This window comes from Aestuariivivens sediminicola, from assembly GCF_022662015.1.
GTDB classification, from domain to species: domain Bacteria; phylum Bacteroidota; class Bacteroidia; order Flavobacteriales; family Flavobacteriaceae; genus Aestuariivivens; species Aestuariivivens sediminicola.
On record NZ_JAKMCM010000003.1, the window covers coordinates 252704 to 275215 of the forward strand.

Genomic DNA, 22512 nt, shown 5'->3' on the forward strand with positions numbered 1-22512 from the left:
ATTAATTCATGTTTTGTTCAATAAATAAGTTTTCAACATCTGAATTATCCAACAGATAGGCCTCAATAAGGTCTTCATTTAAAGAAGCATCCATAAAATCCGCTTCTTCTATATCCTCATCCAGCAATAAATCAGCTAATTCGTAGGATCCGATATTTTCCTCAATTAAATAGTTTTCAACGGTTTCGGTATCAATACGGTTCCAATTGTCTTTTTTGGGACTAAATATGGAAAATGTGACCAGCAAGGCAATCGCGGCTGCTATACCAGAGGCATAAATCAGCTGATGTTTCTTGAAAATTGAAATGATCTTTGGCGTTTCTTTTTCAAAGACACGTTCCATAATCCGGTCTTCAACACGATTAAAATAGGTGTCTGGTGTTTTAAAATCGGAATCATCCAGTAATATACGGAGTTGCGTTTCACGTGTAAGGGCATCTTCCAGATTATTAAAATAATCCTCCGGAGTTTTAAACCCTGTTTCCTTAATCGTATTTATTTTCCTTTTACCCATTCTTCAATTAAGACTCATTTTTCTATTAAAAGTTTAATTTTGAGTTAAATAGGCTTCTATTTTTTTTACCGCAATATGATAGGATGCTTTTAATGCTCCTTCGCTCGTATCCAAAATCTCCGCCATATCTTTATATTTAATGTTCTCAAAATATTTCATATTGAAAACAAGTTGTTGCTTTTCCGGGAGGGTGGCAATGGCCTGTTGTAATTTTAATTGAATTGCGTCACCTTCAAAATAGACATCGGATGTCAATTGACTGAGAAGCAAATCATTAACTGCTTCTCCTGTGATTTGCAATCGATTCGCCTTTTTATTAATGTACGTAATGGCTTCGTTCGTTGCAATGCGGTACATCCATGAAAACAATTTGCTTTCTCCTTTAAAGTTATGAATATTTTTAAACACTTTAATAAAGGTATTTTGTAACACGTCATCGGCATCATCGTGTAGTTTCACTATATGTCTAATATGCCAATACAGACGCTCTTTGTAGAGCTTGACTAGTGCCCTAAAAGCTTCTTCTTTGTGTTTACTGGATTGCAGTTGTTTTACTAACGCTACCTCGTCGGTCACTAATTTTTTCTTATTTGACTACTAAATATAGTAAAAGTTTAAATGTATGTTTTGTGATTTCATAAGTAGTTGAAAATTAGAAGCATACAACTAACTTAATCGATGAAATGCATATTATTACGATTAAATACACATTTTTCTTGCCTACTTTGATGGTTTATGCTATGTTTGTATCAGAAACCTACTTATGTTGTTAGTTGTCCCCAAATCTAGCAATGAACTAAAAAAAGGATAGATGCCCAAATCTCTATCCTTTTTTGATTTTATAATCGCTTACAAATCTTTTGTCAGCGTCCTCTAGTTTGGTTGTAATCCAATGTTATTAACGGCGTATTTGGGTTATACGATTTAGAACTAGTCGAAGCTCTGCATGTCCACCAGTTTTTTGTAAATGCCCTTTTTACTTATTAATTCATTATGTTTACCCTGCTCTGCGATTTCACCTTTGTTTAGGACGACTATCTTATCTGCATTCTGTATGGTGGAAAGTCTGTGCGCTATCACAATCGAAGTTCTGTTTTTCATCATGTTCTCCAGTGCCACCTGAACAGCGCGTTCACTTTCGGTATCCAATGCCGAGGTCGCTTCATCCAGGACCATGATTGGCGGGCTTTTTAATACAGCTCTTGCGATACTTAATCGCTGCTTTTGACCGCCGGACAAATTAATTCCGGCATCACCGATATTATAATCCAACACACCGTCAAGATCCTTAACGAATTCCCATGCATTGGCTACTTTAAGTGCTTCAATAATCTCTTCGTCAGTGGCTGAATCATTACCAAGTTTGAGATTATTCTTTATACTGTCATTAAATAAAATGGCATCCTGGGTAACAATACCGAGAAGTCCGCGAAGCGACCTGGTGGTCAGATCCCGTATATCAACACCGTCAATTAAGATTTCACCTTTATTCACATCATAAAATCGTGTAATGAGATTGGCAATGGTGGATTTACCACTTCCGGACTGACCAACAAGGGCAACAGTTTGTCCTTTGGGAATGCTTAAGGAGAAGTTTTTCAGTACGTATTCATTATCATACTTGAATGAAATGCCGTTAAATACAATTTCTTTATCAAAACTAAGTTTTTCAATGGCATCTGCTTTATCCTTTAAAGGGTTATCAGTATCAATAATTTCCTGGATACGCTCCGCAGCTGCATTACCCTGTTTAATGTTATAAAGTCCTCTGGATATGGCTTTGGCCGGGACCATAATATTGTAAGCCAGGCCCATATAGGCAATAAAGGAGGCACCATCCAGGGTTTGATCTACAAGGACTAACTGTCCGCCATACCAGAGTAAGATGGAAATGACCAGAATACCCAGAAACTCGCTTGTCGGGGAGGCCAGGTTTTGACGATTTAATAATTTATTCGAAAAATTATAGAAGCGATGAGAGGACGCCTTAAACCCGGAGGTGAACTTTTCCTCGGCGTTGAACCCTTTAATAATTCGGAGTCCCGTTAAGGTCTCCTCCAGTATAGAGAGAATCGTTCCCTGTTCACGTTGTACACGGTCTGATTTTCGCTTTAAACTTTTGCCAATTCGAGAGATGATCAATCCGGACAAAGGAATAAAAATAAAAACGAAAAGGGTGAGCTTAAAACTAATTATCAGCATCATGATAACAGTAAATATAATCATGAGCGGCTCCCTCGCGATCAATTCCAATACGGGTAACATGGAATATTGCAGTGTAAACACATCATTTGTCACCCGGGACATGATATCGCCCTTTCTCTGTTCGGAGAAATACGATAAGGGCAGGGCCATGATTTTTTCATAAACACGATTCCTTAAATCGCGAACGACCCCATTTCTTAAAAAGACCATGAAGTAATTGGCTAAATAGCCAAAAATATTTTTTAAAAGGAAGAGGGAAATAATAAGTCCAACCACTAAAAGTAAGGCTTTCTGAGGGTCGTCTTTCGCATAAATGCTGAGTTGGTAAGCCAAATAATCCTTATAAAAATCCTTGAGATTACTGATACCACTGTAGACCGGTTTGACAAGTTGAAGGGCCTCATCCTTTTTTTCAAATAAAATATCGAGCATGGGGATTAATGCCACAAAGGACAATGCTCCAAATAAAGCAAAAAACACATTAGAGATAATGTGTCCTAAGGCGAAGTATTTATAAGGTTTCGCGTACCTTAATATATTTAAAAAATGGTTCATTAAATAAGTTTCATGTCTTTTAATATGGCTTCAGCCTTGGCATCCAGATCAGCTTCGATCGCTTTAAAATGATCCAGAGCGTCCAATTCAGCATTAACACTCACATAAAATTTGATTTTTGGTTCCGTTCCACTTGGTCTCAATGCCACCTGGCTACCGTCTTCTGTATAATATATCAACACATTGGATTTCGGGATATCGATTGTACTGATTTCCCCACTGCGCATATCTTTCGAGGTTGAAGCATCGTAATCCTCTATTTTAATCACTCTTGAACCATTTATAACACTAAATGGGGTTTCACGCGCATCGATCATCATCTGTTTTATTTCCTGTGCCCCCTCGATGCCTTTCTTGGTCAATGACACTAATTTTTCTTTGTAAAAACCATGTTCCACGTAAAGCTTTAGTAATTCATTAAAGAAGGAACTGCCGCTCGATTTAGCGATAGCCGCTATTTCACAGGCCAACAATGTCGAAGTGACCGCATCTTTGTCGCGAACAAAATCGCCCACCATATAACCGAAACTCTCCTCACCACCTCCAATGAATTCTAATTCCGGATGATCTTTAATCAGTTTTGCAATCCATTTAAAGCCTGTTAAAACAATTTTACTTTGGACACCATATGCGTCGGCGAGTTTCGTTAGCATGGGTGTCGAAACTATGGTCGAGGCTATGAATTCTTTACCTTTTAATTTATCTTCGGCCTTCCATTGTTTTAAGAGAAAATCGGTCATCATTAGCATGGTTTGATTTCCATTCAGTAATTGCAGTTCGTTGTCATTATTCCTTACAGCTACGCCCAATCTATCACAATCAGGATCTGTTCCTATGACGATATCCGCCCCTACCTTGTCGGCCAATTCCAGAGCCATTTTCAAGGCTGCCGGTTCTTCGGGATTGGGTGAGGCCACCGTTGGGAAATCTCCATTTGGAACCTCCTGTTCTGTTACAATATGAACATTCTTGTACCCGGCACCTTTCAGGGTTGCAGGAACGGCAGTGATAGATGTACCGTGTAATGAAGTAAAGACTATGCTTAAGTTGTCTTTTGCTTCCCGTGTTGCACCTACAGATCCATTTTTAATCGAGGCTTTAATAAATTCATCGTCAATTCCTTCGCCAATATAATGGATAAGGTGATCTTGCGCATTGAATTTGATATCCTCATAACGGATATCATTTATCATATTGATTACAGCACTGTCATGTGGCGGAACCAGTTGACCTCCATCCTGCCAATAGACCTTATAACCGTTGTATTCCGGTGGATTGTGGGATGCTGTTAACACAATCCCACAGTGACAGTTGAGGTGCCTTACAGCAAATGAAAGTTCCGGAGTAGGTCTTAAATCTTCAAATAGAAATACTTCAATACCATTGGCAGAGAATACATCGGCCACCACTTTAGCCAAGGTTTTACTGTTGTGTCTGCAATCATAGGCGATTACTGTTTTTGGTGTTTCGCCAGGGAATTGTTGCCGTAAATAACGACTTAAACCCTGGGTACTCTTACCGAGGGTATACTTATTGATTCTATTGGTGCCAACACCCATAATACCGCGCATACCCCCTGTGCCAAATTCCAGATCCTTGTAAAAGCTTTCCTGTATGTCTTTTGGACTGTTGGCTATGCTTTCTTTAATGGTATTCTGGGTGTCTTCATCAAATACAGGGGTTAACCATGTATTTATGCGCTCGAGTATTTTAGGTTCAATGTGTATCATAATATCAATAAGTATTTACAAAATTAATTATTTGTGTGTCATTAGACTTCAATGGCGCCGTTATTTTAGGTTATCTCAAACTATTTGAACACGTTAGATAAGGTTTAATTTATCCTTAATGAGGTAACGTTTTTTATTGTCTTTTGTCCTTAAAATAATTTCACCTAAAAAGCCGGCAACAAAAAACTGTGTACCGATAATCATAGTTGAAAGTGCCAAATAGAATTGCGGTCGTTCTGTGATTAATCTCCCGCCAGGGTTTAAAAACAATTTATCAACGCCTAAATATACAGAAAAAGCAAATCCAATAGAAAACATGAGGACACCCAGAGCGCCAAACAAGTGCATTGGGCGCTTACCAAATCGGGAGAGAAACCAAATGGTTATGAGGTCTAAGAAACCATGAATGAACCGATCCATACCAAATTTGGTAACACCGTACTTTCTGGCCTGGTGGAGAACAACTTTTTCTCCTATTCTTGAGAACCCTGCATTTTTAGAAAGCACAGGTATGTAGCGGTGCATTTCACCATTGACATCTATGTTTTTTATAACATCCTTATTGTAGGCCTTCAAACCACAATTAAAATCGTGTAATTTGACTCCAGACGTTTTTCTCGCAGCCCAATTGAACAACTTTGAGGGTAAATTCTTAGTAAAAAAAGCATCATAGCGTTTTTTCTTCCATCCGGATACCAGATCGTAGCCATCGCTGACGATCATATTGTAGAGTTCAGGTATTTCGTCTGGATTATCCTGTAAATCGGCATCCATTGTAATGACAACATCGCCTTGAGCCTGTTCAAATCCGGCATGTAATGCCTGGGATTTACCATAATTTTTTAAAAAACGAATCCCCTTAATACTTGGATTTTGCTCCGATAGTTCTTTTATAACGCTCCAGGAATTATCCGTGCTACCGTCGTCGATGAATATAATTTCATAGGAAAACTTATGGGTTGTCAGGACCTTTACAATCCAATCGTTTAATTCATGTAAAGACTCGAATTCATTAAGTAGCGGTATAACTACGGATATATTCATATATAGGATTGAAATTTAACATTTCAAAACTACAAAATTTATTGAGAGTCTGGCTTGCTTTTTTTCATAATAGCAGCAACGATTAAACCAATTATCGTGAAAAAAACAAGGCTTTGAGCAATCTGAAATATTTGGGATTTAAATGAAAACAGGTCATTATTTTCCATGGCTTCAACCTGTTTAGCAATTTGGTCCGGAGGAGTATTAAATCCTTCCATCATTGCAATCGTTTTTTCGACGGCAATTTCCTTTATGGTTATGGCGGCCTCAGTATCAATGTAATTAAACAAAATAATACTTACGGCAAAACTGATTCCAATCCCCAAAGCAATCGTAATAAAATAGGAGGTAAAGGCCTCTTTAAAACTTAAGAATCCTCCAAGAATATGTTTGGATTTGGCTGTTGATACCACACCAAAACCAATAATGACAACGGGTAAGACTAATAAATTAAGCCATAAATTTACCATCAGTTCTAAATCTATGACATAGGCGATGACCGTCCACAGGGTAAGAGCCAATCCTAAATACATACCGTAATCTTTTGCTGAGGACTTAAATGATTTTTCCATTAATTCTAATTTTATGGGTTACTAGTGGTTAGTACTCAAATATACTAAATCGTTACGTTGAAAGGGGAAATAAAAAATATTAAAAACCATTGCTGATTAATAAAAAATACTTAAATTTGCAGCTCGAAAATCGAAAAGAAAAAGCATTTAGCGATGAGAAAAGGCATACACCCCGAAAATTACAGATTGGTTGCGTTTAAAGACATGTCTAATGACGACGTTTTCATAACAAAATCTACAGCAAACACAAATGAGACCATAGAGGTTGACGGTGTTGAGTATCCCCTGGTAAAAATGGAGATTTCGAGAACGTCACATCCCTATTATACCGGTAAATCGAAGCTTGTGGATACGGCTGGACGTATTGATAAGTTTAAAAATAAATATGCGAAGTTTAAAAAATAACCTGAACTAAGATATAAAAATTACAAAAAACCTTTCGATACTTTTGAAAGGTTTTTTTTATGATTACTTTTAAGGTTCTGAATTCATTAGAGAAGGATAGCGTTACCACAATTAGAAATTACCGCTTATGAATTACATACTTTTTGATGGACCTTCCCGTAACAATTTGTTACCCTTTACTTTTACCAGACCCGTGGCCGATCTAAGAGTTGGTATATTGACTATACGAGAAAAGTGGGAAATGTATTTAAAGACCACGACAACAACGGTTACCGAGGATTATTTATCCGATAAATATCCCATGGTAGAAATGGATGAGAACATTATGATCAATGCATCCTTTCTGCCTAATCTTGAACTGGTTGAAATGGTCAGGGAACTTTCTGAAAACCAGGCTATTTTTAAAGGTGAAGATATCATAGCATTTTATACAAGTAAGGCTCAGGAGGATATTGATTTCAACAGATTTGAGGCCCTGGAGTACAATGCAGACATTATAAAGATTGAGTACACCTATGATATTTTTTCAAAAAATGAGGAGGCCATCCTGGAAGATTTTGGTTTGCTCACAAAAGACAGGCACTCGTGTCCAATACCATCGAGCAATAACGTTATAGGAGCCGAACATATTTTCATTGAAGATGGGGCCAGTGTCGAATATTCAACTTTGAATGCCAGTACAGGACCCATCTATATTGGTAAGAACGCAGAACTTTTTGAAGGCACGCTTATTAGAGGGCCTTTTGCCATTTGTGAAGGTGCAGGAACAAAACTGGGCACAAAAATCTATGGAGCCACGACCATTGGGCCTTACAGTAAGGTGGGAGGTGAGGTTAAGAACATTGTCATGTTTGCAAATTCCAATAAAGGTCATGAAGGTTACCTGGGGAATTCCGTGATTGGCGAATGGTGCAATTTGGGCGCAGACACCAATAGTTCCAATTTAAAAAATAATTATGCCCAGGTCCGATTGTGGAATTATGAATCGGAGGGTTTTGTGAACACTGGCTTACAATTTTGTGGTTTAATGATGGGTGATCACAGTAAATGTGGCATAAATACCATGTTCAATACCGGGACCGTTGTTGGGGTAAGTGCCAATGTTTTTGGTTCTGGATTCCCGAGGAATTTTATTCCAAGTTTTAGCTGGGGTGGAAGCAGTGGTTTTAGCACCTACCAGACCAAAAGGGCCTTTGAAGTTGTTGAGAGGGTTTTTTCCAGACGTCAATTAGAGTTTACGGAGCAAGAAAAAAAGATATTGGAGCAGGTCTTTGAACTTACGAGACCTTACAGAAGAGCTTAATTTTTTGTGCCTCGACGATTATCCGCTCTCGGTTATCTGTAAAATGTTATATTTAACCTCGATCCAAATCTCACATTCACCATGAAACCTGTTTTTTTATTATTGCTCTTACTTGCAGTGCCCTGCTTGTCACAATCGCCAGAATATAATATCCTCAACTTGGACATGAATAGTGATCATCCGCATTTTGGTTTGATGCCTATACCATCCGGTGAGATCCTATTGACATCATATGCGCTGAACAAAAGAGGGAAGGTTGAAACGGTTGGGGGTAATCCTGTATTAACAGTATATTCAGGGAAAGCAGATAATGGGAATCAACTCCATTCGTTAGCCCCTGTGGTTATTGATCCGAACGTCAATATACCGACCATAACGAGTGCTGCGATTTCTCCTGATGGTAAACACATGATTATTACAACACTGTATACCAATAAAAACAGACCTGACGGGGAGTTTAAAGCAAGCAATTTTCATTTGGAAATAGGCGATTACAAGACCGGTTTAGGGTGGACTAATTTTAGGGTCCTGCCCTTTTGTAAACCCAGATATTCCTACGGACATCCTGCGTTTAGTCGAGATGGAAAAACCTTGTATTTTATTTCTAATTTCAGAGGGGGCAAACATTCGACCAAAGGAGGCTCAGATATTTTTAAGGTTGCCATTTTAGATAACAACACCTATAGTGAACCTGTAAATCTGGGGAGTACAATTAATTCCTACAGTCGCGAAATGTTTCCGGTTGTCGGTCATGACAACAGCTTATATTTTGCTTCAAACCGACCGGGGTATGGTGGATTTGATATCTACAAAAGTGTAATGGATGCTGATGGGAATTTTGAAAAGGCAGAAAAGTTACCTAAACCTTTGAACAGTAACAAGGATGATTTTTCCTTGATTATGAACGCAGATAATCGTTCCGGATTTCTTGTGTCAAAACGTGGCGGAGGAAAAGGGGATGATGATATTTACTATTTTAATGAGTACTAATGTCTTCAGATTCAGGTTGGTTCGAGTTTAAAAACCTTCAAGTCTCAATCAATCCTTTGTGACATATCTCAAATCCAGGAGATTTATAGGATTGTTACCTAACCCCTTAACATTTTTTCGTGTAAATCGAACAACTTCATCATAATACAGCGGAACCATAATGGCATGCGCCATGGCAATAGAATCCATTTTAGTATAAAGTAATTTACGCTTCTCGATATCGGTAATTGTGAAGGCCTTATTGTATAAGCTGTCGAATAACTGGTTTCTAAAATGAAAATAGTTAGAACCGAAAGGTGCAAAATTTTTACTGTAAAAAATAGATAAATAGTTTTCGGCATCCAGATAATCGGCAATCCAGGAGCTTCTGAAGAGATCTATTTTACCATTTGACCGTCCGCTGCGCAATGTGGCTTCGGGCATGACGTCGACATTGATTTTTAGACCCGCTTTTTGCAGTTCTCTTTGGATGAATTCACAAAAGTTTAAGTAATTGCTCGTTGTATTTAGAGTGACTTCAGGATCTCGAATACCGGTTTCCTTCTTAAACTGTTCGATAAGTTGCTTCGCTTTTTCAGGTTTGTAGGTATAACCGATGTCCTTACTATATCCGGGGAGTCCGATGGGTATAAAACCACCATTGGCAGGATTTCCAATACCGTTTCGCATATAGATCATCATTTTTTTTCTGTCGAAACCATAATTAATGGCTTTACGGATCAATTTAGAACGAATTTCAGGGACATCGGAATCTAAATAAAATCCTAGGTATTCCGTATTTAAATAGGGACCGCGAATCATATTGATCTCTTGCGCATAAACAGTCCTTAATTTTCCGTCGGCAGTCAGTAATTCATCCTTATAGGAGGCATCCAAACTGTTTAAAAAGTCAATATTTCCTTGAGCAAATTCTAAAAATTCACTCTGTTTGTCGGGTAAAAAAGTTATGGCCACGGCCTCTAAATAGGGTAATTGCTCTCCCTTTTCGTCTTTCTCAAAATAGAGTTCGTTTTTTCGAAATACCAGTTTGATGTTTTCTTCCCACCGTTTAAATTTAAACGGACCGGTACCAATGGGGTGTGATCTGAATTCATTACCGTAATACTCGACAATCTCTCTTGGGACCACCGAGCAATATTTCATTGTTAACAAGCCTATAAATGCCGGGAAGGGTTGTTTTAACTTAATTTCAAATACACTATCGTTAATGGCTTTAAAATCGTCAACTTTATTCATAACCCAACTTCCCGGAGCAGCTAAGTCTGGGTCTCGTAAGCGGTTGAGGCTGTACGTAAAATCATCTGCTTTGACGGATCGCGTTGCATCTTCTCCAAATAATTTGTGCTTGTGAAAAAATACATCCTTTCGCAGCGTGAACCTGTAATAAAGCCCATCTTCAGAAATGGTCCAGCGTTTGGCTATTGACGGAAGAATATTGAGGTTTTCATCTAATTGAACCAAGCCATTGAACAATTGGTTGCATGCCGAATTGTCCTGTAGGGTCCTTGAAAAAGCAGGATCCAAGGTATTTAGGTTGGCATACTCGTTGAACCTGAAAACCAAATGGTCTCTATTGGAATTGAGATCCCCGGTACATGAAAAAAGGAAAACGAAAACACAACTAATTGATGTATAGAACGTTGATTGTTTTAGGACATGTTTTAACATATAACTTATTAGTTGTAAATTTGCTGACTTTTAAGGGTAAATATAATTTTTATAAACTCCTGAAACAAGTTAGGGAGTAGAAAAGGTAATGAACAAGAAAGTTGCATTTTATACATTGGGTTGCAAACTCAACTTTTCTGAAACTTCTACCATTGCAAGACGTTTTACAAATGAAGGTTTTGATCGGGTGGATTTCTCCGAAAAGGCCGATATCTATGTCATAAATACCTGTTCTGTTACTGAAAATGCCGACAGACGTTTCAAGACAATTGTGAAACAGGCTCAAAAAGCAAATCCGAAGGCCTTCATTGCGGCGGTAGGGTGCTATGCCCAGTTAAAACCCGAGGAATTAGCGGATGTAAATGGTGTAGACTTGGTTCTTGGTGCCACAGAAAAGTTTAAAATAACCGATTATATTAACGACTTAAGTAAAAATGATTTTGGAGAGATTCATTCTTGCGAGATTGGAGAAGCCGATTTTTATGTCGGTTCTTATTCCTTAGGAGATCGTACACGTGCCTTTTTAAAAGTTCAGGATGGATGTGACTACAAATGTACCTATTGTACCATCCCATTGGCCAGAGGTATTTCTCGCAGTGACACCTTGAATAACGTCCTGAAGAACGCAAGGGAGATTTCGCAACAGAACATAAAAGAAATTGTTTTAACCGGTGTCAATATTGGAGATTATGGCAAAGGTGAATTCGGAAACAAGAGGCATGAGCATACCTTTTTAGATTTGGTTACCGAACTTGATAAGGTTCGAGGTATTGAACGTATACGGATATCTTCCATAGAACCCAATCTGTTACAGAATGAGACCATTGATCTGGTGTCCAGATCAAGAACATTCGTACCTCATTTTCATATTCCTTTACAGTCAGGAAGTAATGTCATACTAAGGAAAATGAAGCGGCGTTATGTAAGGGAACTGTATGCTGAACGTGTCGCCAAGATTAGAGAGGTGATGCCGCATGCGTGTATTGGAGTAGATGTTATAGTTGGCTTTCCCGGGGAAACCGATGCTCATTTTTTGGAAACATTTCATTTTTTGAATGCACTTGATATTTCATATTTGCATGTTTTTACCTATTCGGAACGCGACGCTACTGAGGCTGCTGCAATGGACGGTGTTATTCCGAAACAGGTGCGCAGTAAGCGTAGTAAGATGTTGCGAGCGCTATCAGTTAAGAAACGCAGGGCCTTTTATGAGAGTCAATTAGGCACTATTAGAACCGTTTTGTTTGAAAGCGAGAATAAGGAAGGCTTTATTTATGGATTTACGGAGAATTATATTAAGGTGAAAACACCGTGGAATCCGGAATTGGTCAACACCTTACACGACATCGAACTGACAAAAATTGATGATGACGGTGCCGTTAGATTTGAATTTCTAAATGCAGAAATCTACTCAAAATAAGGGTATTATCGTCTTTTAGGATGGTTTTCTTGAAGTTAATCGGATTTATTTGATCTAGTCCAAAGACTAAATTAGGTTTGGAGAGAAATTAGAACTCAGTTCTAAAGAACCCAAATCTATTCGTTATGAGAACCTACCTGAAATTAGTTGTTGGTATTACACTGCTCTTTTTGTTTTCTTCTTGTACCAAGGAGGATATCCATCCGGATCATAATGTACTGGGCGTTTGGGAAACCACAGTTTCCGACAATACCTATATACTGGTTTTCGGAGAAAACAATACCGGATTGCATATCGAGACCAATGTTAATGATTCTGAAGGCGCTTCAAGTGCCGTACCCTTTAATTGGATCCGAAATAATAAGGACGTCGTCACAACCGATGCCAATGCGATGCAACGCAGCTACATTATGAATGCAGACGGACAGTTAGTTTTAAATACTGCTAACCTATCTTATTTGAAAGTTTCTAACGACTACGGGCGCTATTACTAGAAGACAACATTTTAACCGAATACAAAATAAAAACTCCGAAGTTTGCTTCGGAGTTTTTTATAATTTTTCAGAAAGAATTTAAGTTTAAATCCTTACCCCGACAGGAAGCATACGCTTATACTTTCGGTTACTTCTTACGAATCTCGCAATTTCTGGACTCGTGGGGACAATGCTAAGGTTACGCCCTTCAATTTGATCGAAAACAGCCGCTAAAAATTCTTTTTTAAAACTATCATTGTTAATTTCATTGGGAATGACAAGCTTCGTTAAAAAGATTTTACGTTCTTGTAATGAGTATTCAATTTTAGCTAAATGATTATCAATTTTTAATTCGTACTGGCGTAAAAAGTCATTGTCAATTAATTCATCTACATCAACCATGGTAAGTGTTTTTATTAATTTTCTTAGGAGTAATAAATAGTGATAACTATTTGTCTAAATTTGTTTTGCAAAAGTACAAAAAAAAACCACACAATAAAAGAGAAATTAGCTTAAAAGCTTATGAGTCAAGAGTTAATACATGTGTATCTCATGCCAGGAATGGCAGCAAGTCCTGAAATTTTCGAATATATCAATTTACCAAAGGAGCAATTCAGGATGCATTATTTGGAGTGGATATTACCTCTTGAAAATGAATCTCTTCCTGCGTATGCAAAACGAATGAATACCTTTGTGAAACATAAAAATGTCGTGTTACTAGGGGTGTCGTTTGGTGGTGTTCTGGTTCAGGAGATGAGTAAGTATTTGAAGGTGAGAAAATTAATTATCGTTTCGAGTATCAAATCCATGTCCGAATTGCCGCGGCACATGATGATATTAAAAACCACAAAGGCTTATAAATTATTACCAACACAATGGGCGTCCAATATTGAGTTGTTCGCCAAATACGCCATTGGAGAAAACGTTCAGAAACGATTGGACCTCTATAAAAAATATTTATCGGTAAACGATCCAAGGTATTTAAATTGGGCCATTAGGGAAATGGTCTGCTGGGATCAAAAATCAGAAATTCCCCATATTGTTCATATTCATGGCGATAATGATGCCGTTTTTCCGATCAAATATATAAAGGATTGCATCTTGATTAAAGGCGGGACTCATGTTATGATTCTGAATAAATACCGATGGTTCAATGCGAATTTACCTCGTATTATTTTGGAGGATAGTGAATAGTGGTTCAATTATTTTTTATAATTTTAGCAAAAACTTATTAGCAATGAAGACAATACAGAAAGCTTTGGCGCTGGTGGGATTGGTAAGTTTGTGTTTCTTATTTATTCATGCCCTTCAAGATGCTCCTACAGACGAAAATTTCGAAAAGAAAGTCATTAACGATTATAATGTGTATGCCTTACAAATTCCGGACTATCTGGATTTTGCGGGAGAACCCATGCCCCTAAAGAATCCTGATATCCATGAACGTATGGATAGGGAATTGTTGGTGAATACCTATTGGCAGTCCAACGGTTTGCTCATGTTCAAACGCGCCAAAAAGTATTTTCCAACCATCGAGCCTATTTTAGAAAAATATGGAGTACCTGACGATTTTAAATACCTTGCTGTCATTGAAAGCGGGCTCACCAATGCCGTTTCTCCTGTAGGTGCGAGAGGGGTTTGGCAAATTATGAAATCGACAGGACGCGAAAACGGGTTAGAGGTCAATACAAATGTGGATGAGCGATATCATTTGGGAAAGGCCACTGAGGTAGCTTGTAAATACCTTTTAAAATCGAAAGAGCAACTTGGATCATGGACACTGGCTGCAGCCGCTTACAATGCCGGTAATGCCGGTATTTCCCGGCGTTTAAGAGAACAGGGAGTGTCCAATTATTATGATTTGTTATTGGGTGAGGAAACGGGGCGCTATCTTTTCAGAATAGTAGCTTTAAAAGAAATTTTATCCAATCCGAACAAATACGGTTTTAACTTCAGGGATAAAGATTTATACGATAATGTCCCAACCTACACAGTGGAAGTTGACACAGCGGTTACAAATTTTACTAATTTTGCCGAACAGTTTGGGATTAATTACAAGGTCTTAAAACTTCATAATCCCTGGTTGCGAGAACCTCATTTGAACAATAAAAGCAGAAAACTATACCACATTGAAATTCCCAAAGAAGGGTATTATCAATAACAGTTTGCCAGATGAGTTACTTGGACCTGCGTTTTTGAGCTCTTAAAGAACCGCTTGCTCCATAATGCTGATTTGGCATCTGGGCGCGTTTCATATTCTGTTTCATCATTTTTATTTGCTCCGTTAACATGCCCTGTTTGTCTAGTTTTTGCGCCTCTGTAAGTAATTTTTGAGCCTCCTGCTTCCTACGCTTCGAAAACGCGATGCCAGCCAGATTTAACTTTGCCATAGCCAAATCGTGTTTCATATTTAAACCTAAACTAACCGCTTTTTTAAAATATTTTTCGGCCTCGTTCATGTTGTCTTGAGACACCATAATACCATGAAGATAATTGTAATAACCCACCTGTTTTTTTACGAGTGCACTTTCAGGATTTTTTATTTTTCCGAGCCATTTTTTTGCGCCTTCAAAGTCTTGTTTACGCAACCTTAAAAATGCCAACAGGATGAATTCATTTTTAAAGTAAAGAAAAATAAATATGGAGCTTAAAAGAATATACATGATACCGTTACCAATATAGCCTTCGGTAAACTGATATATGGCATAAGCAAATATGCCAATAGCGATGATAAGTTTTATTATTTTATTGTACATGGCGTTCTGTTTGATGCAATTTCACAAAGTTACATATTGAAATTAGAAACTTAAAGCATAAGTTAGACTGCAAATAAACTAAAATTTAATCAAAACAGTAGCATATTATTTCAACAAAAAAACGCTTTACATCAAATAAACAAAGGGATTATGGTATTTGATCTGATAATAAAATAATTGAAAAATATTTTACAGAAATGATTTGCAAAGTAATAAAGGGTTCGTATATTTGCCCTCAGTTTTGGAAAAGCATCATGCGAACGACAAAACCGTAGAAATTTTAGATTTTTAAAGACATAAGATAATGAGTAAAAGAACATTTCAGCCTTCGAAAAGAAAGAGAAGAAATAAGCATGGCTTTAGAGAAAGAATGGCTTCTGCTAATGGTAGAAAAGTCTTAGCCCGTCGAAGAGCTAAGGGAAGAAAAAAATTATCTGTGTCATCTGAAACAAGACATAAGAGATAATGATTAACAATTGTTAATAATATAAAGGTGTTACTTAAGCGTAACGCCTTTTTTTATATCTAGTGATTACTATTTTTGTAGCGAATTTTTACACCATATATAACCTATTAAAATGCCAAAAAACACGAAATTAAAATCTATTCTCATTATTGGTTCGGGGCCTATCATTATTGGTCAGGCATGTGAATTTGATTATTCAGGTTCTCAAGCGCTGAGGTCGTTGAAGGAAGATGGTATCGAAACCATACTTATTAATTCTAACCCTGCAACCATCATGACTGATCCCTCTATGGCGGATCATGTTTATTTATTGCCTCTCAATACAAAATCAATTATTCAGGTTTTAAAGGAACATCCGCAAATCGATGCGGTACTGCCAACAATGGGTGGTCAAACGGCTTTGAATTTATGTATAGAGGCCGATGAAAAAGGTATATGGGAAGATTTTGGAGTGGAATTAATTGGAGTGGATATTAATGCCATTAATATAACCGAAGATCGGGAACAATTTAGGGGATTAATGGAGAAAATAGGTGTTGCCATGGCCCCTCAGGCGACGGCTACATCATTCTTACAAGGTAAGGAAATTGCCCAGGAGTTTGGATATCCCTTATGTATACGATCTTCATTTACCTTAGGGGGTGCGGGTGCTGCTATTGTTCATGATGAAAAGGACTTTGACAAATTGTTACGCAGAGGATTGGAAATCTCTCCAATTCACGAAGTGATGATCGACAAGGCCATGATGGGATGGAAGGAATACGAATTGGAGCTGCTTCGGGACAGGAATGATAATGTCGTTATCATTTGTTCGATCGAAAATATGGATCCAATGGGCATTCATACAGGTGATTCCATTACAGTAGCTCCGGCCATGACGCTGAGCGACAGGACCTATCAAAAGATGCGGGACATGGCCATTAAAATGATGCGCAGTATTGGAGATTTTGAAGGTGGATGTAATGTGCAGTTTGCTGTGAGTCCTGATGAAAAGGAAGATATCATTGCTATTGAAATCAATCCCAGGGTATCCCGTTCATCGGCCTTGGCAAGTAAGGCCACAGGATATCCCATTGCGAAAGTAGCGACTAAATTGGCCATTGGGTATACACTTGATGAATTGGATAATCAAATCACCAAGTCGACATCCGCATTGTTCGAGCCTACCTTAGACTATGTTATTGTTAAAATTCCGCGATGGAATTTTGACAAGTTTGAAGGATCCGACCGAACACTAGGGTTACAGATGAAGGCCGTAGGTGAGGTTATGGGTATTGGACGTTCATTTCAGGAAGCCCTTCATAAAGCAACGCAGTCCTTAGAAATAAAGCGAAATGGTTTGGGTGCAGATGGTAAGGGCTACAAAGACTATAATCAGATTATTGATAAACTGACCCATGCGTCATGGGATCGCGTATTTGTTATTTACGATGCCATAGCCATGGGGATCCCCTTAAGTCAAATTTATGATATCACAAAGATAGATATGTGGTATTTAAAGCAATATGAGGAACTCTTTCAACTGGAAAAGGAAATTTCGAAGTACACGATTGATACCCTGGATAAAGAACTACTATTGGAGGCCAAACAGAAAGGTTATGGTGACAGACAGATTGCCCATATGCTTGGATGTCTGGAAAGTCAGGTGTATAACAAAAGAGATGAATTAAATATTCAGCGCGTCTTTAAACTGGTCGATACCTGTGCGGCAGAATTCAGGGCTCAGACACCATATTATTATTCTACTTTTGAGAGCGATATGGAATTGGCAGATGGTACGCGCTATGCCGATAATGAGAGTAAAGTCTCGGATAAGAAAAAAATTGTCGTATTGGGTTCGGGCCCAAATAGAATAGGACAGGGAATTGAGTTCGATTATTGTTGTGTCCACGGGGTTTTGGCGGCAGCCGAATGCGGTTATGAAACCATTATGATAAATTGTAACCCGGAGACGGTATCGACAGATTTTGATACGGCAGACAAGTTATATTTCGAACCCGTTTTTTGGGAGCATATTTATGATATTATTCGACATGAAAAACCAGAAGGGGTTATCGTTCAATTAGGTGGTCAGACGGCCTTAAAGCTGGCGGAGAAACTGACGAAGTATGGTATTAAAATTATAGGCACCAGTTTTGAATCTCTGGATCTGGCGGAAGATCGGGGTAGTTTTTCCACTTTGCTGAAAGAACACAACATACCCTATCCGGAATTTGGCGTTGCGGAAAATGCAGATGAGGCGCTGGCCCTGGCAGATCAATTGAATTTTCCGATTTTGGTCAGGCCGAGTTATGTACTCGGGGGACAAGGGATGAAGATTGTAATCAATAAGGAGGAACTGGTTGAACATGTGGTTGATTTGCTCCGAAAAATACCCAATAACAAGCTGTTATTGGACCATTATCTTGATGGGGCGATAGAAGCCGAGGCAGATGCCATTTGCGATGCAGATGGAAATGTATACATCATCGGTATTATGGAACATATCGAACCTTGCGGTGTGCATTCGGGAGATTCAAATGCCACATTACCAGCGTTTAATTTAGGGGATCTCGTTATGCAACAGATTATTGATCATACCCATACCATCGCAAGGGCATTGAATACAAAAGGTCTCATAAATATCCAGTTCGCGATCAAGGATGATATTGTTTACATCATTGAGGCGAATCCAAGAGCCTCCAGAACCGTACCGTTTATAGCTAAGGCCTACAAAGAACCTTATGTCAATTATGCTACAAAAGTGATGTTGGGAGTGAATAAGGTTACGGATTTTGATTTCAATCCGCATTTGGAAGGCTATGCGATAAAACAACCGGTGTTCTCATTTAATAAATTCCCTAACGTGGATAAACGATTGGGGCCGGAGATGAAAAGTACAGGTGAGAGTATACTGTTTATAGATAGTTTAAAAGACGATCAGTTTTACGATTTATATTCCAGACGAAAAATGTATTTGAGTAAATAATTCTGTAAAACATTAATCTTAAAAAGAGCACTTATTTAAATAAGTGCTCTTTTTATTTTATTTCATGAGGCGAATGTTCAATATACCATATTTATATTACCAATACTTTTTTTGGAGTTGTAATTGCGATTCCCATTTGTTCATATGATGTATTATTAAAAATTACAATATTTAGGCTGAATTGTCAGCCATTGCGTTTTTGTGCAGAAACTTGGATAGATTTGTGATATTCAATTGAATAATCGCTCTTAGTATATTTCAAACACCTTTTTGTAATAGTTTAATGCACAAAATATAAGATTCTGATATGTACTTTGATTAACAATTAAACAATCGTTAATTTTAAGATACATTATTTCATTTTCAATTCGAAATCAAAAGAAACTTCAACGGTTTCAGCAATTTTATTTCTGACTATTTTTGGGATTTCAATATCGAAATCAGATGCTTGCGCAGTGAATTCACCTATAGTTTTTAACGTATCATTCGTTCTAGATAGGGTAACCTCAACATCTTCAATTTGCTTTGTCTTTCCATGGAAACTCAATTCTCCAGTTAATATAAACTTAGATTTCTGGTCTAATTTCGACAAGTCAAAGTCTTGAATTTTTCCTTTAAATGTTGCCTTTGGGAATTTATGCGATTCTGCATAATTTTCATTAAAATGCTCCTCCATTAAGGCATTTTTAAAACGAAATCCCTTAACTAAAACCAAGGCAGCAAACTCGCCGTTTTCAATATTAAGAATTGCGGTAACGTTATTTGCACTTGCCTTAACTTCTTCGAAAGAGGGTACCGAGGCCTCAAAACCAACCGTTCCAGTTTTTGTTAGGTATTTAGTTTGTGCCATAAGGGTGGCACTTATTAAGAATAAACAATAAGCTAAAGGTTTCATATCTGCTGTTTTTATAAAGGTAAGCAAAAGTCTTACCAAAAATTGAATTTAATTTTCCAATAAGCCATCATCTTTCCATTGCTGAACTAATTCACGCGTTGACTGTGGCATAAGTCCGGAGGGCGGCATAGGATTAGAGGTGTTATTAATGCGACTTATAATGGAATTTACCCGAGTACTTACTTCGGTAAAAGTGGTTAATGAAAAAGGGGCGCTTTGTGTTGGTGGATTACCGTGACATGCCGTACAGTTATTACTCATTATCGTCGAAATATGCATATCATAAGTAATTGGATTTGGATTGGGATCCGGATCCGGTTCCGGATCGTTTGATAGATCGTCACTGCTGCTGCTGGAGCAGGAAAAAGCCAAAAGAACGGAGGCAAACAAGAAGATAAAATTTTTAAAATTCATAGCGTTATTTATTTAAATTAATAAAATTTTCAATTCTAAAAGCGTCTACTGAGATTAAATCCGAAATAAATGTCACCCTCGCCCCAATCCCCTGATGCCTGTCCCAAATAGGTATTGGTATTCATACCTTGTGCATTGGAAAAATGCATCTGGAATACGTGGCCACCGGTTTCTAAATCGAATCCTATCGAAAAAGGATTTTTAAAAGGGGAATTGTCGGCTCTGTTCATATGCCAGCCGTAGTCCGCATTGATAGACCATCGCTTTCCTAATTTATAGCGCCCGCCGAGCCCGAGAGCAAATTGCGAATTATCCTGTTCGTCTAATAAAACAAAATTATCATGGAAGAATGTCGGGGCCAGTTCAAAGGAAAAATTCGGACTCACCTTTCTTGAAATTAAAAGTTGTGCAACATAACTCAACCTGTGTTTGAATTCCAATAGGGGTAGGTCAATCTTATCGAGTGCCGTGTTAATGAGTACTTCGTTAAAACCCACTATTGTAAATGGAAATCCATTTTCTTGTTGTCTTAAGAGTCGATACTTTAAAGAGGCCTCATAGATTTTTTGAAAAGAACTTCTGGAAACACCAATGTTTATGCCGTCTGAAATCCCATACACAAAATTCAGTCGGGTCACCGCTTCATCCAGTCCGAAAAAATTGTCAAATCCATTTTCCAAGCTTCCAAATCGATGCGACACAATGAACGTAAACTCTTTTTTGGCGACTAGCTTGGTGGATTCAAAATTCACAATCTTTAAACCCTTAAAGGCTGCAATGGTATAGCCATTACTCTCGGTATCAATATCAATTTCATTCAACAGATCGTTTTGACTAAAGAGCGATAACGGAATTAAGCATAAAATGTACTTCAAGTATTTCATATCTTATATTGGTTATAGTTTAATAAACGGTATTATGTCATAGTTTTTATCAGTGTTTATACGCAAAAAATACATGCCTTTTAACAGATTAGAGACATCTATGGCAGCATCAATAAGAGCGTAATCAACAATTTGTTTACCCAAAATGTCTGTTACTTGAATGGATTGGATATCCAACATATTCGGGTTTTTAAGACGAATATACTTGGTGGTAGGATTAGGGTATATACCAAATGAAATAATATTTGTTATTCGGGTACTAAGAGTTGTAAGGGCCTCAATATTATCAATTTGTAAAGTGGCCTCAACAGAATCACCGCGCCAAGAAGGTACAGAACTACTCAAAATTCTCATAGCAGTTACGTTTTGAAGGGTATTGTTAATACTGGTTCCTCCTGCTAGAAGTGTAAAATCTGAAGCGCTTATTGGAATAATAAATTCTTCCCAAGAATTTCCGGCCGTTATTAAAATAGCATCCGAAGTACAAATTTGACCACCATCACCATCAAATGCGATTCTTAAATTTAAATTATTGGTTATGGCTTTGGCAAAACATTTTATAGCTACAATTCCTTGGCTATTAAAATTACCGGTCCATTGTGAGGTATTGTACATCACCATTCTACTTCCAGCACCGGTACCTCCACTTGAGACATTTTGTAAATAATTATCATTTATTCCATCAGGACCTCCAGTTGAAATATTTGTTGGAGGATTGGGTGATATTGTGAAGCCACCTTCTTGCCATGATTGTACGGTTCCATTTTCGAAATCATCCACCTGATTTGCAGTAATTTGTGAAGATATTGTGGTGGATACTAGAATAAATAATGATAACAAAACTAACTTTTTCATAAGGTTTGATTGACTTTAGTTCGACATACTGCACTGGTCTAATTTGATTTCTTCTAACAAATCATCATAGCCTATAAAACGACCCTTCACCTTTATTGAATTATCTTTTTGGAGTGCCACTATATCTTCAGAAAATTGACAAAACACTTTGTTGTCCAAAATAATTGTATTCTCATTGATCGCAGTAACAATACCAGAAATTTCCATAGTTTGATTAAGGTATTTCGTTTCAGAACTTACAGGATCTATTTCAAATTGCTCTGCAAGTATTTTGGCATCTATTACAAAGGCTGGTTTTTCTTTTTCTATGTTCCTGTGGTCCTGATAAATATAATTATAACCAATGATGAAAATTATAATACCGATGATTAGAATGAAAGCAAATTTCTTCATATTAA

Annotated in this window: 23 protein-coding genes; 9 read left to right on the forward strand and 14 right to left on the reverse strand. The window is 37.6% G+C overall.

Features of this window, described 5'->3' with window-relative positions; genetic code table 11:
• Window position 1 precedes the first annotated feature (1 nt).
• From MR041_RS08625 to MR041_RS08650, 6 genes are all read right to left on the reverse strand, one after another.
• Complete coding sequence (locus MR041_RS08625) at window positions 2–514, reverse strand: hypothetical protein (RefSeq protein ID WP_242093209.1); 513 nt, start codon at window positions 512–514, stop codon at window positions 2–4.
• A gap of 33 nt (window positions 515–547) precedes the next feature.
• A complete protein-coding gene (locus tag MR041_RS08630; protein WP_242093210.1) occupies window positions 548–1090 on the reverse strand; it encodes an RNA polymerase sigma factor in 543 nt (180 codons plus the stop codon).
• Between the two features lie 354 nt (window positions 1091–1444).
• The gene (locus MR041_RS08635; RefSeq protein ID WP_242093211.1) at window positions 1445–3274 is read right to left on the reverse strand and encodes an ABC transporter ATP-binding protein; all 1830 of its coding nucleotides are present in this window, start codon (window positions 3272–3274) and stop codon (window positions 1445–1447) included.
• On the reverse strand, window positions 3274–5004 hold the full coding sequence (locus MR041_RS08640; protein WP_242093212.1) for a phospho-sugar mutase: 1731 nt from the start codon (window positions 5002–5004) through the stop codon (window positions 3274–3276). The genes MR041_RS08635 and MR041_RS08640 overlap by 1 nt, the downstream gene beginning before the upstream one ends.
• A gap of 93 nt (window positions 5005–5097) precedes the next feature.
• Complete coding sequence (locus MR041_RS08645) at window positions 5098–6048, reverse strand: glycosyltransferase family 2 protein (protein WP_242093213.1); 951 nt, start codon at window positions 6046–6048, stop codon at window positions 5098–5100.
• A gap of 38 nt (window positions 6049–6086) precedes the next feature.
• The gene (locus MR041_RS08650) at window positions 6087–6620 is read right to left on the reverse strand and encodes a DUF4199 domain-containing protein (protein WP_242093214.1); all 534 of its coding nucleotides are present in this window, start codon (window positions 6618–6620) and stop codon (window positions 6087–6089) included.
• Window positions 6621–6773: 153 nt separating this feature from the next.
• On the opposite strand from MR041_RS08650, the gene MR041_RS08655 reads away from it, so the two are divergent.
• The 3 genes from MR041_RS08655 (at window position 6774) to MR041_RS08665 (ending at window position 9318) form a co-directional block, all read left to right on the forward strand.
• Window positions 6774–7025 carry a type B 50S ribosomal protein L31 gene (locus MR041_RS08655; protein WP_242093215.1) on the forward strand — a complete coding sequence of 84 codons (252 nt, stop codon included), beginning with the start codon at window positions 6774–6776 and terminating at the stop codon, window positions 7023–7025.
• A gap of 127 nt (window positions 7026–7152) precedes the next feature.
• Entirely contained in the window at window positions 7153–8328 is a 1176-nt protein-coding gene (locus tag MR041_RS08660; RefSeq protein WP_242093216.1) for a GlmU family protein, read from the forward strand.
• Between the two features lie 81 nt (window positions 8329–8409).
• Entirely contained in the window at window positions 8410–9318 is a 909-nt protein-coding gene (locus MR041_RS08665; protein ID WP_242093217.1) for a TolB family protein, read from the forward strand.
• A 48-nt stretch (window positions 9319–9366) separates the two neighbouring features.
• Here the strand turns inward: MR041_RS08665 and MR041_RS08670 are convergent, their stop codons facing one another.
• Entirely contained in the window at window positions 9367–10986 is a 1620-nt protein-coding gene (locus tag MR041_RS08670) for an ABC transporter substrate-binding protein (RefSeq protein ID WP_242093218.1), read from the reverse strand.
• 88 nt (window positions 10987–11074) lie between these two features.
• Here MR041_RS08670 and mtaB point away from each other — a divergent pair, with 88 nt between their 5' ends.
• Window positions 11075–12406, forward strand: coding sequence for a tRNA (N(6)-L-threonylcarbamoyladenosine(37)-C(2))-methylthiotransferase MtaB (mtaB, locus tag MR041_RS08675; RefSeq protein ID WP_242093219.1), 1332 nt, complete (start codon window positions 11075–11077; stop codon window positions 12404–12406).
• 125 nt (window positions 12407–12531) lie between these two features.
• Window positions 12532–12900: a hypothetical protein gene (locus tag MR041_RS08680; RefSeq protein ID WP_242093220.1), complete on the forward strand. Its 369-nt coding sequence runs from the start codon at window positions 12532–12534 to the stop codon at window positions 12898–12900.
• Between the two features lie 84 nt (window positions 12901–12984).
• Here MR041_RS08680 and MR041_RS08685 read toward each other — a convergent pair whose 3' ends face one another.
• A complete protein-coding gene (locus MR041_RS08685; RefSeq protein ID WP_242093221.1) occupies window positions 12985–13281 on the reverse strand; it encodes an N-acetyltransferase in 297 nt (98 codons plus the stop codon).
• A gap of 120 nt (window positions 13282–13401) precedes the next feature.
• Here MR041_RS08685 and MR041_RS08690 point away from each other — a divergent pair, with 120 nt between their 5' ends.
• Entirely contained in the window at window positions 13402–14073 is a 672-nt protein-coding gene (locus MR041_RS08690) for an alpha/beta fold hydrolase (RefSeq protein WP_242093222.1), read from the forward strand.
• Window positions 14074–14116: 43 nt separating this feature from the next.
• Window positions 14117–15037, forward strand: coding sequence for a lytic transglycosylase domain-containing protein (locus tag MR041_RS08695; RefSeq protein ID WP_242093223.1), 921 nt, complete (start codon window positions 14117–14119; stop codon window positions 15035–15037).
• Between the two features lie 16 nt (window positions 15038–15053).
• On the opposite strand, the gene MR041_RS08700 is transcribed toward MR041_RS08695, so the two are convergent.
• Window positions 15054–15632, reverse strand: coding sequence for a DUF2892 domain-containing protein (locus MR041_RS08700; RefSeq protein WP_242093224.1), 579 nt, complete (start codon window positions 15630–15632; stop codon window positions 15054–15056).
• A 304-nt stretch (window positions 15633–15936) separates the two neighbouring features.
• Here MR041_RS08700 and rpmH point away from each other — a divergent pair, with 304 nt between their 5' ends.
• Both rpmH and carB read left to right on the forward strand, forming a co-directional pair.
• Entirely contained in the window at window positions 15937–16098 is a 162-nt protein-coding gene (gene rpmH, locus MR041_RS08705) for a 50S ribosomal protein L34 (RefSeq protein ID WP_242093225.1), read from the forward strand.
• A 112-nt stretch (window positions 16099–16210) separates the two neighbouring features.
• Window positions 16211–19066 carry a carbamoyl-phosphate synthase large subunit gene (gene carB / locus MR041_RS08710; RefSeq protein ID WP_242093226.1) on the forward strand — a complete coding sequence of 952 codons (2856 nt, stop codon included), beginning with the start codon at window positions 16211–16213 and terminating at the stop codon, window positions 19064–19066.
• A 352-nt stretch (window positions 19067–19418) separates the two neighbouring features.
• Here carB and MR041_RS08715 read toward each other — a convergent pair whose 3' ends face one another.
• Genes MR041_RS08715 through MR041_RS08735 form a run of 5 tightly spaced genes read right to left on the reverse strand, consistent with a single transcriptional unit; the run spans window position 19419 to window position 22507 of the window.
• On the reverse strand, window positions 19419–19961 hold the full coding sequence (locus MR041_RS08715) for a YceI family protein (RefSeq protein WP_242093227.1): 543 nt from the start codon (window positions 19959–19961) through the stop codon (window positions 19419–19421).
• Window positions 19962–20009: 48 nt separating this feature from the next.
• Window positions 20010–20375, reverse strand: a complete 366-nt coding sequence (locus MR041_RS08720; RefSeq protein ID WP_242093228.1) for an ADP-ribosylation factor GTPase-activating family protein — start codon at window positions 20373–20375, stop codon at window positions 20010–20012.
• Between the two features lie 35 nt (window positions 20376–20410).
• Complete coding sequence (locus tag MR041_RS08725) at window positions 20411–21259, reverse strand: DUF5777 family beta-barrel protein (RefSeq protein WP_242093229.1); 849 nt, start codon at window positions 21257–21259, stop codon at window positions 20411–20413.
• 12 nt (window positions 21260–21271) lie between these two features.
• Window positions 21272–22114: a T9SS type A sorting domain-containing protein gene (locus MR041_RS08730; protein WP_242093230.1), complete on the reverse strand. Its 843-nt coding sequence runs from the start codon at window positions 22112–22114 to the stop codon at window positions 21272–21274.
• 15 nt (window positions 22115–22129) lie between these two features.
• The gene (locus MR041_RS08735; protein ID WP_242093231.1) at window positions 22130–22507 is read right to left on the reverse strand and encodes an OB-fold protein; all 378 of its coding nucleotides are present in this window, start codon (window positions 22505–22507) and stop codon (window positions 22130–22132) included.
• Window positions 22508–22512: the final 5 nt, after the last annotated feature.

Excerpts from the sequence above, each read along its gene's own strand:
- carB (WP_242093226.1), top strand. The coding sequence starts at position 16,211 with ATGCCAAAAAACACGAAATTAAAATCTATTCTCATTATTGGTTCGGGG.
- MR041_RS08730 (WP_242093230.1), bottom strand. The coding sequence starts at position 22,114 with ATGAAAAAGTTAGTTTTGTTATCATTATTTATTCTAGTATCCACCACA.
- MR041_RS08625 (WP_242093209.1), bottom strand. The coding sequence starts at position 514 with ATGGGTAAAAGGAAAATAAATACGATTAAGGAAACAGGGTTTAAAACT.
- MR041_RS08735 (WP_242093231.1), bottom strand. The coding sequence starts at position 22,507 with ATGAAGAAATTTGCTTTCATTCTAATCATCGGTATTATAATTTTCATC.
- MR041_RS08670 (WP_242093218.1), bottom strand. The coding sequence starts at position 10,986 with ATGTTAAAACATGTCCTAAAACAATCAACGTTCTATACATCAATTAGT.
- MR041_RS08720 (WP_242093228.1), bottom strand. The coding sequence starts at position 20,375 with ATGAATTTTAAAAATTTTATCTTCTTGTTTGCCTCCGTTCTTTTGGCT.
- MR041_RS08685 (WP_242093221.1), bottom strand. The coding sequence starts at position 13,281 with ATGGTTGATGTAGATGAATTAATTGACAATGACTTTTTACGCCAGTAC.
- MR041_RS08645 (WP_242093213.1), bottom strand. The coding sequence starts at position 6,048 with ATGAATATATCCGTAGTTATACCGCTACTTAATGAATTCGAGTCTTTA.
- MR041_RS08660 (WP_242093216.1), top strand. The coding sequence starts at position 7,153 with ATGAATTACATACTTTTTGATGGACCTTCCCGTAACAATTTGTTACCC.
- MR041_RS08680 (WP_242093220.1), top strand. The coding sequence starts at position 12,532 with ATGAGAACCTACCTGAAATTAGTTGTTGGTATTACACTGCTCTTTTTG.
- MR041_RS08725 (WP_242093229.1), bottom strand. The coding sequence starts at position 21,259 with ATGAAATACTTGAAGTACATTTTATGCTTAATTCCGTTATCGCTCTTT.
- mtaB (WP_242093219.1), top strand. The coding sequence starts at position 11,075 with ATGAACAAGAAAGTTGCATTTTATACATTGGGTTGCAAACTCAACTTT.
- MR041_RS08635 (WP_242093211.1), bottom strand. The coding sequence starts at position 3,274 with ATGAACCATTTTTTAAATATATTAAGGTACGCGAAACCTTATAAATAC.
- MR041_RS08640 (WP_242093212.1), bottom strand. The coding sequence starts at position 5,004 with ATGATACACATTGAACCTAAAATACTCGAGCGCATAAATACATGGTTA.
- MR041_RS08695 (WP_242093223.1), top strand. The coding sequence starts at position 14,117 with ATGAAGACAATACAGAAAGCTTTGGCGCTGGTGGGATTGGTAAGTTTG.
- MR041_RS08715 (WP_242093227.1), bottom strand. The coding sequence starts at position 19,961 with ATGAAACCTTTAGCTTATTGTTTATTCTTAATAAGTGCCACCCTTATG.
- MR041_RS08650 (WP_242093214.1), bottom strand. The coding sequence starts at position 6,620 with ATGGAAAAATCATTTAAGTCCTCAGCAAAAGATTACGGTATGTATTTA.
- MR041_RS08655 (WP_242093215.1), top strand. The coding sequence starts at position 6,774 with ATGAGAAAAGGCATACACCCCGAAAATTACAGATTGGTTGCGTTTAAA.
- MR041_RS08665 (WP_242093217.1), top strand. The coding sequence starts at position 8,410 with ATGAAACCTGTTTTTTTATTATTGCTCTTACTTGCAGTGCCCTGCTTG.
- MR041_RS08700 (WP_242093224.1), bottom strand. The coding sequence starts at position 15,632 with ATGTACAATAAAATAATAAAACTTATCATCGCTATTGGCATATTTGCT.
- MR041_RS08690 (WP_242093222.1), top strand. The coding sequence starts at position 13,402 with ATGAGTCAAGAGTTAATACATGTGTATCTCATGCCAGGAATGGCAGCA.
- rpmH (WP_242093225.1), top strand. The coding sequence starts at position 15,937 with ATGAGTAAAAGAACATTTCAGCCTTCGAAAAGAAAGAGAAGAAATAAG.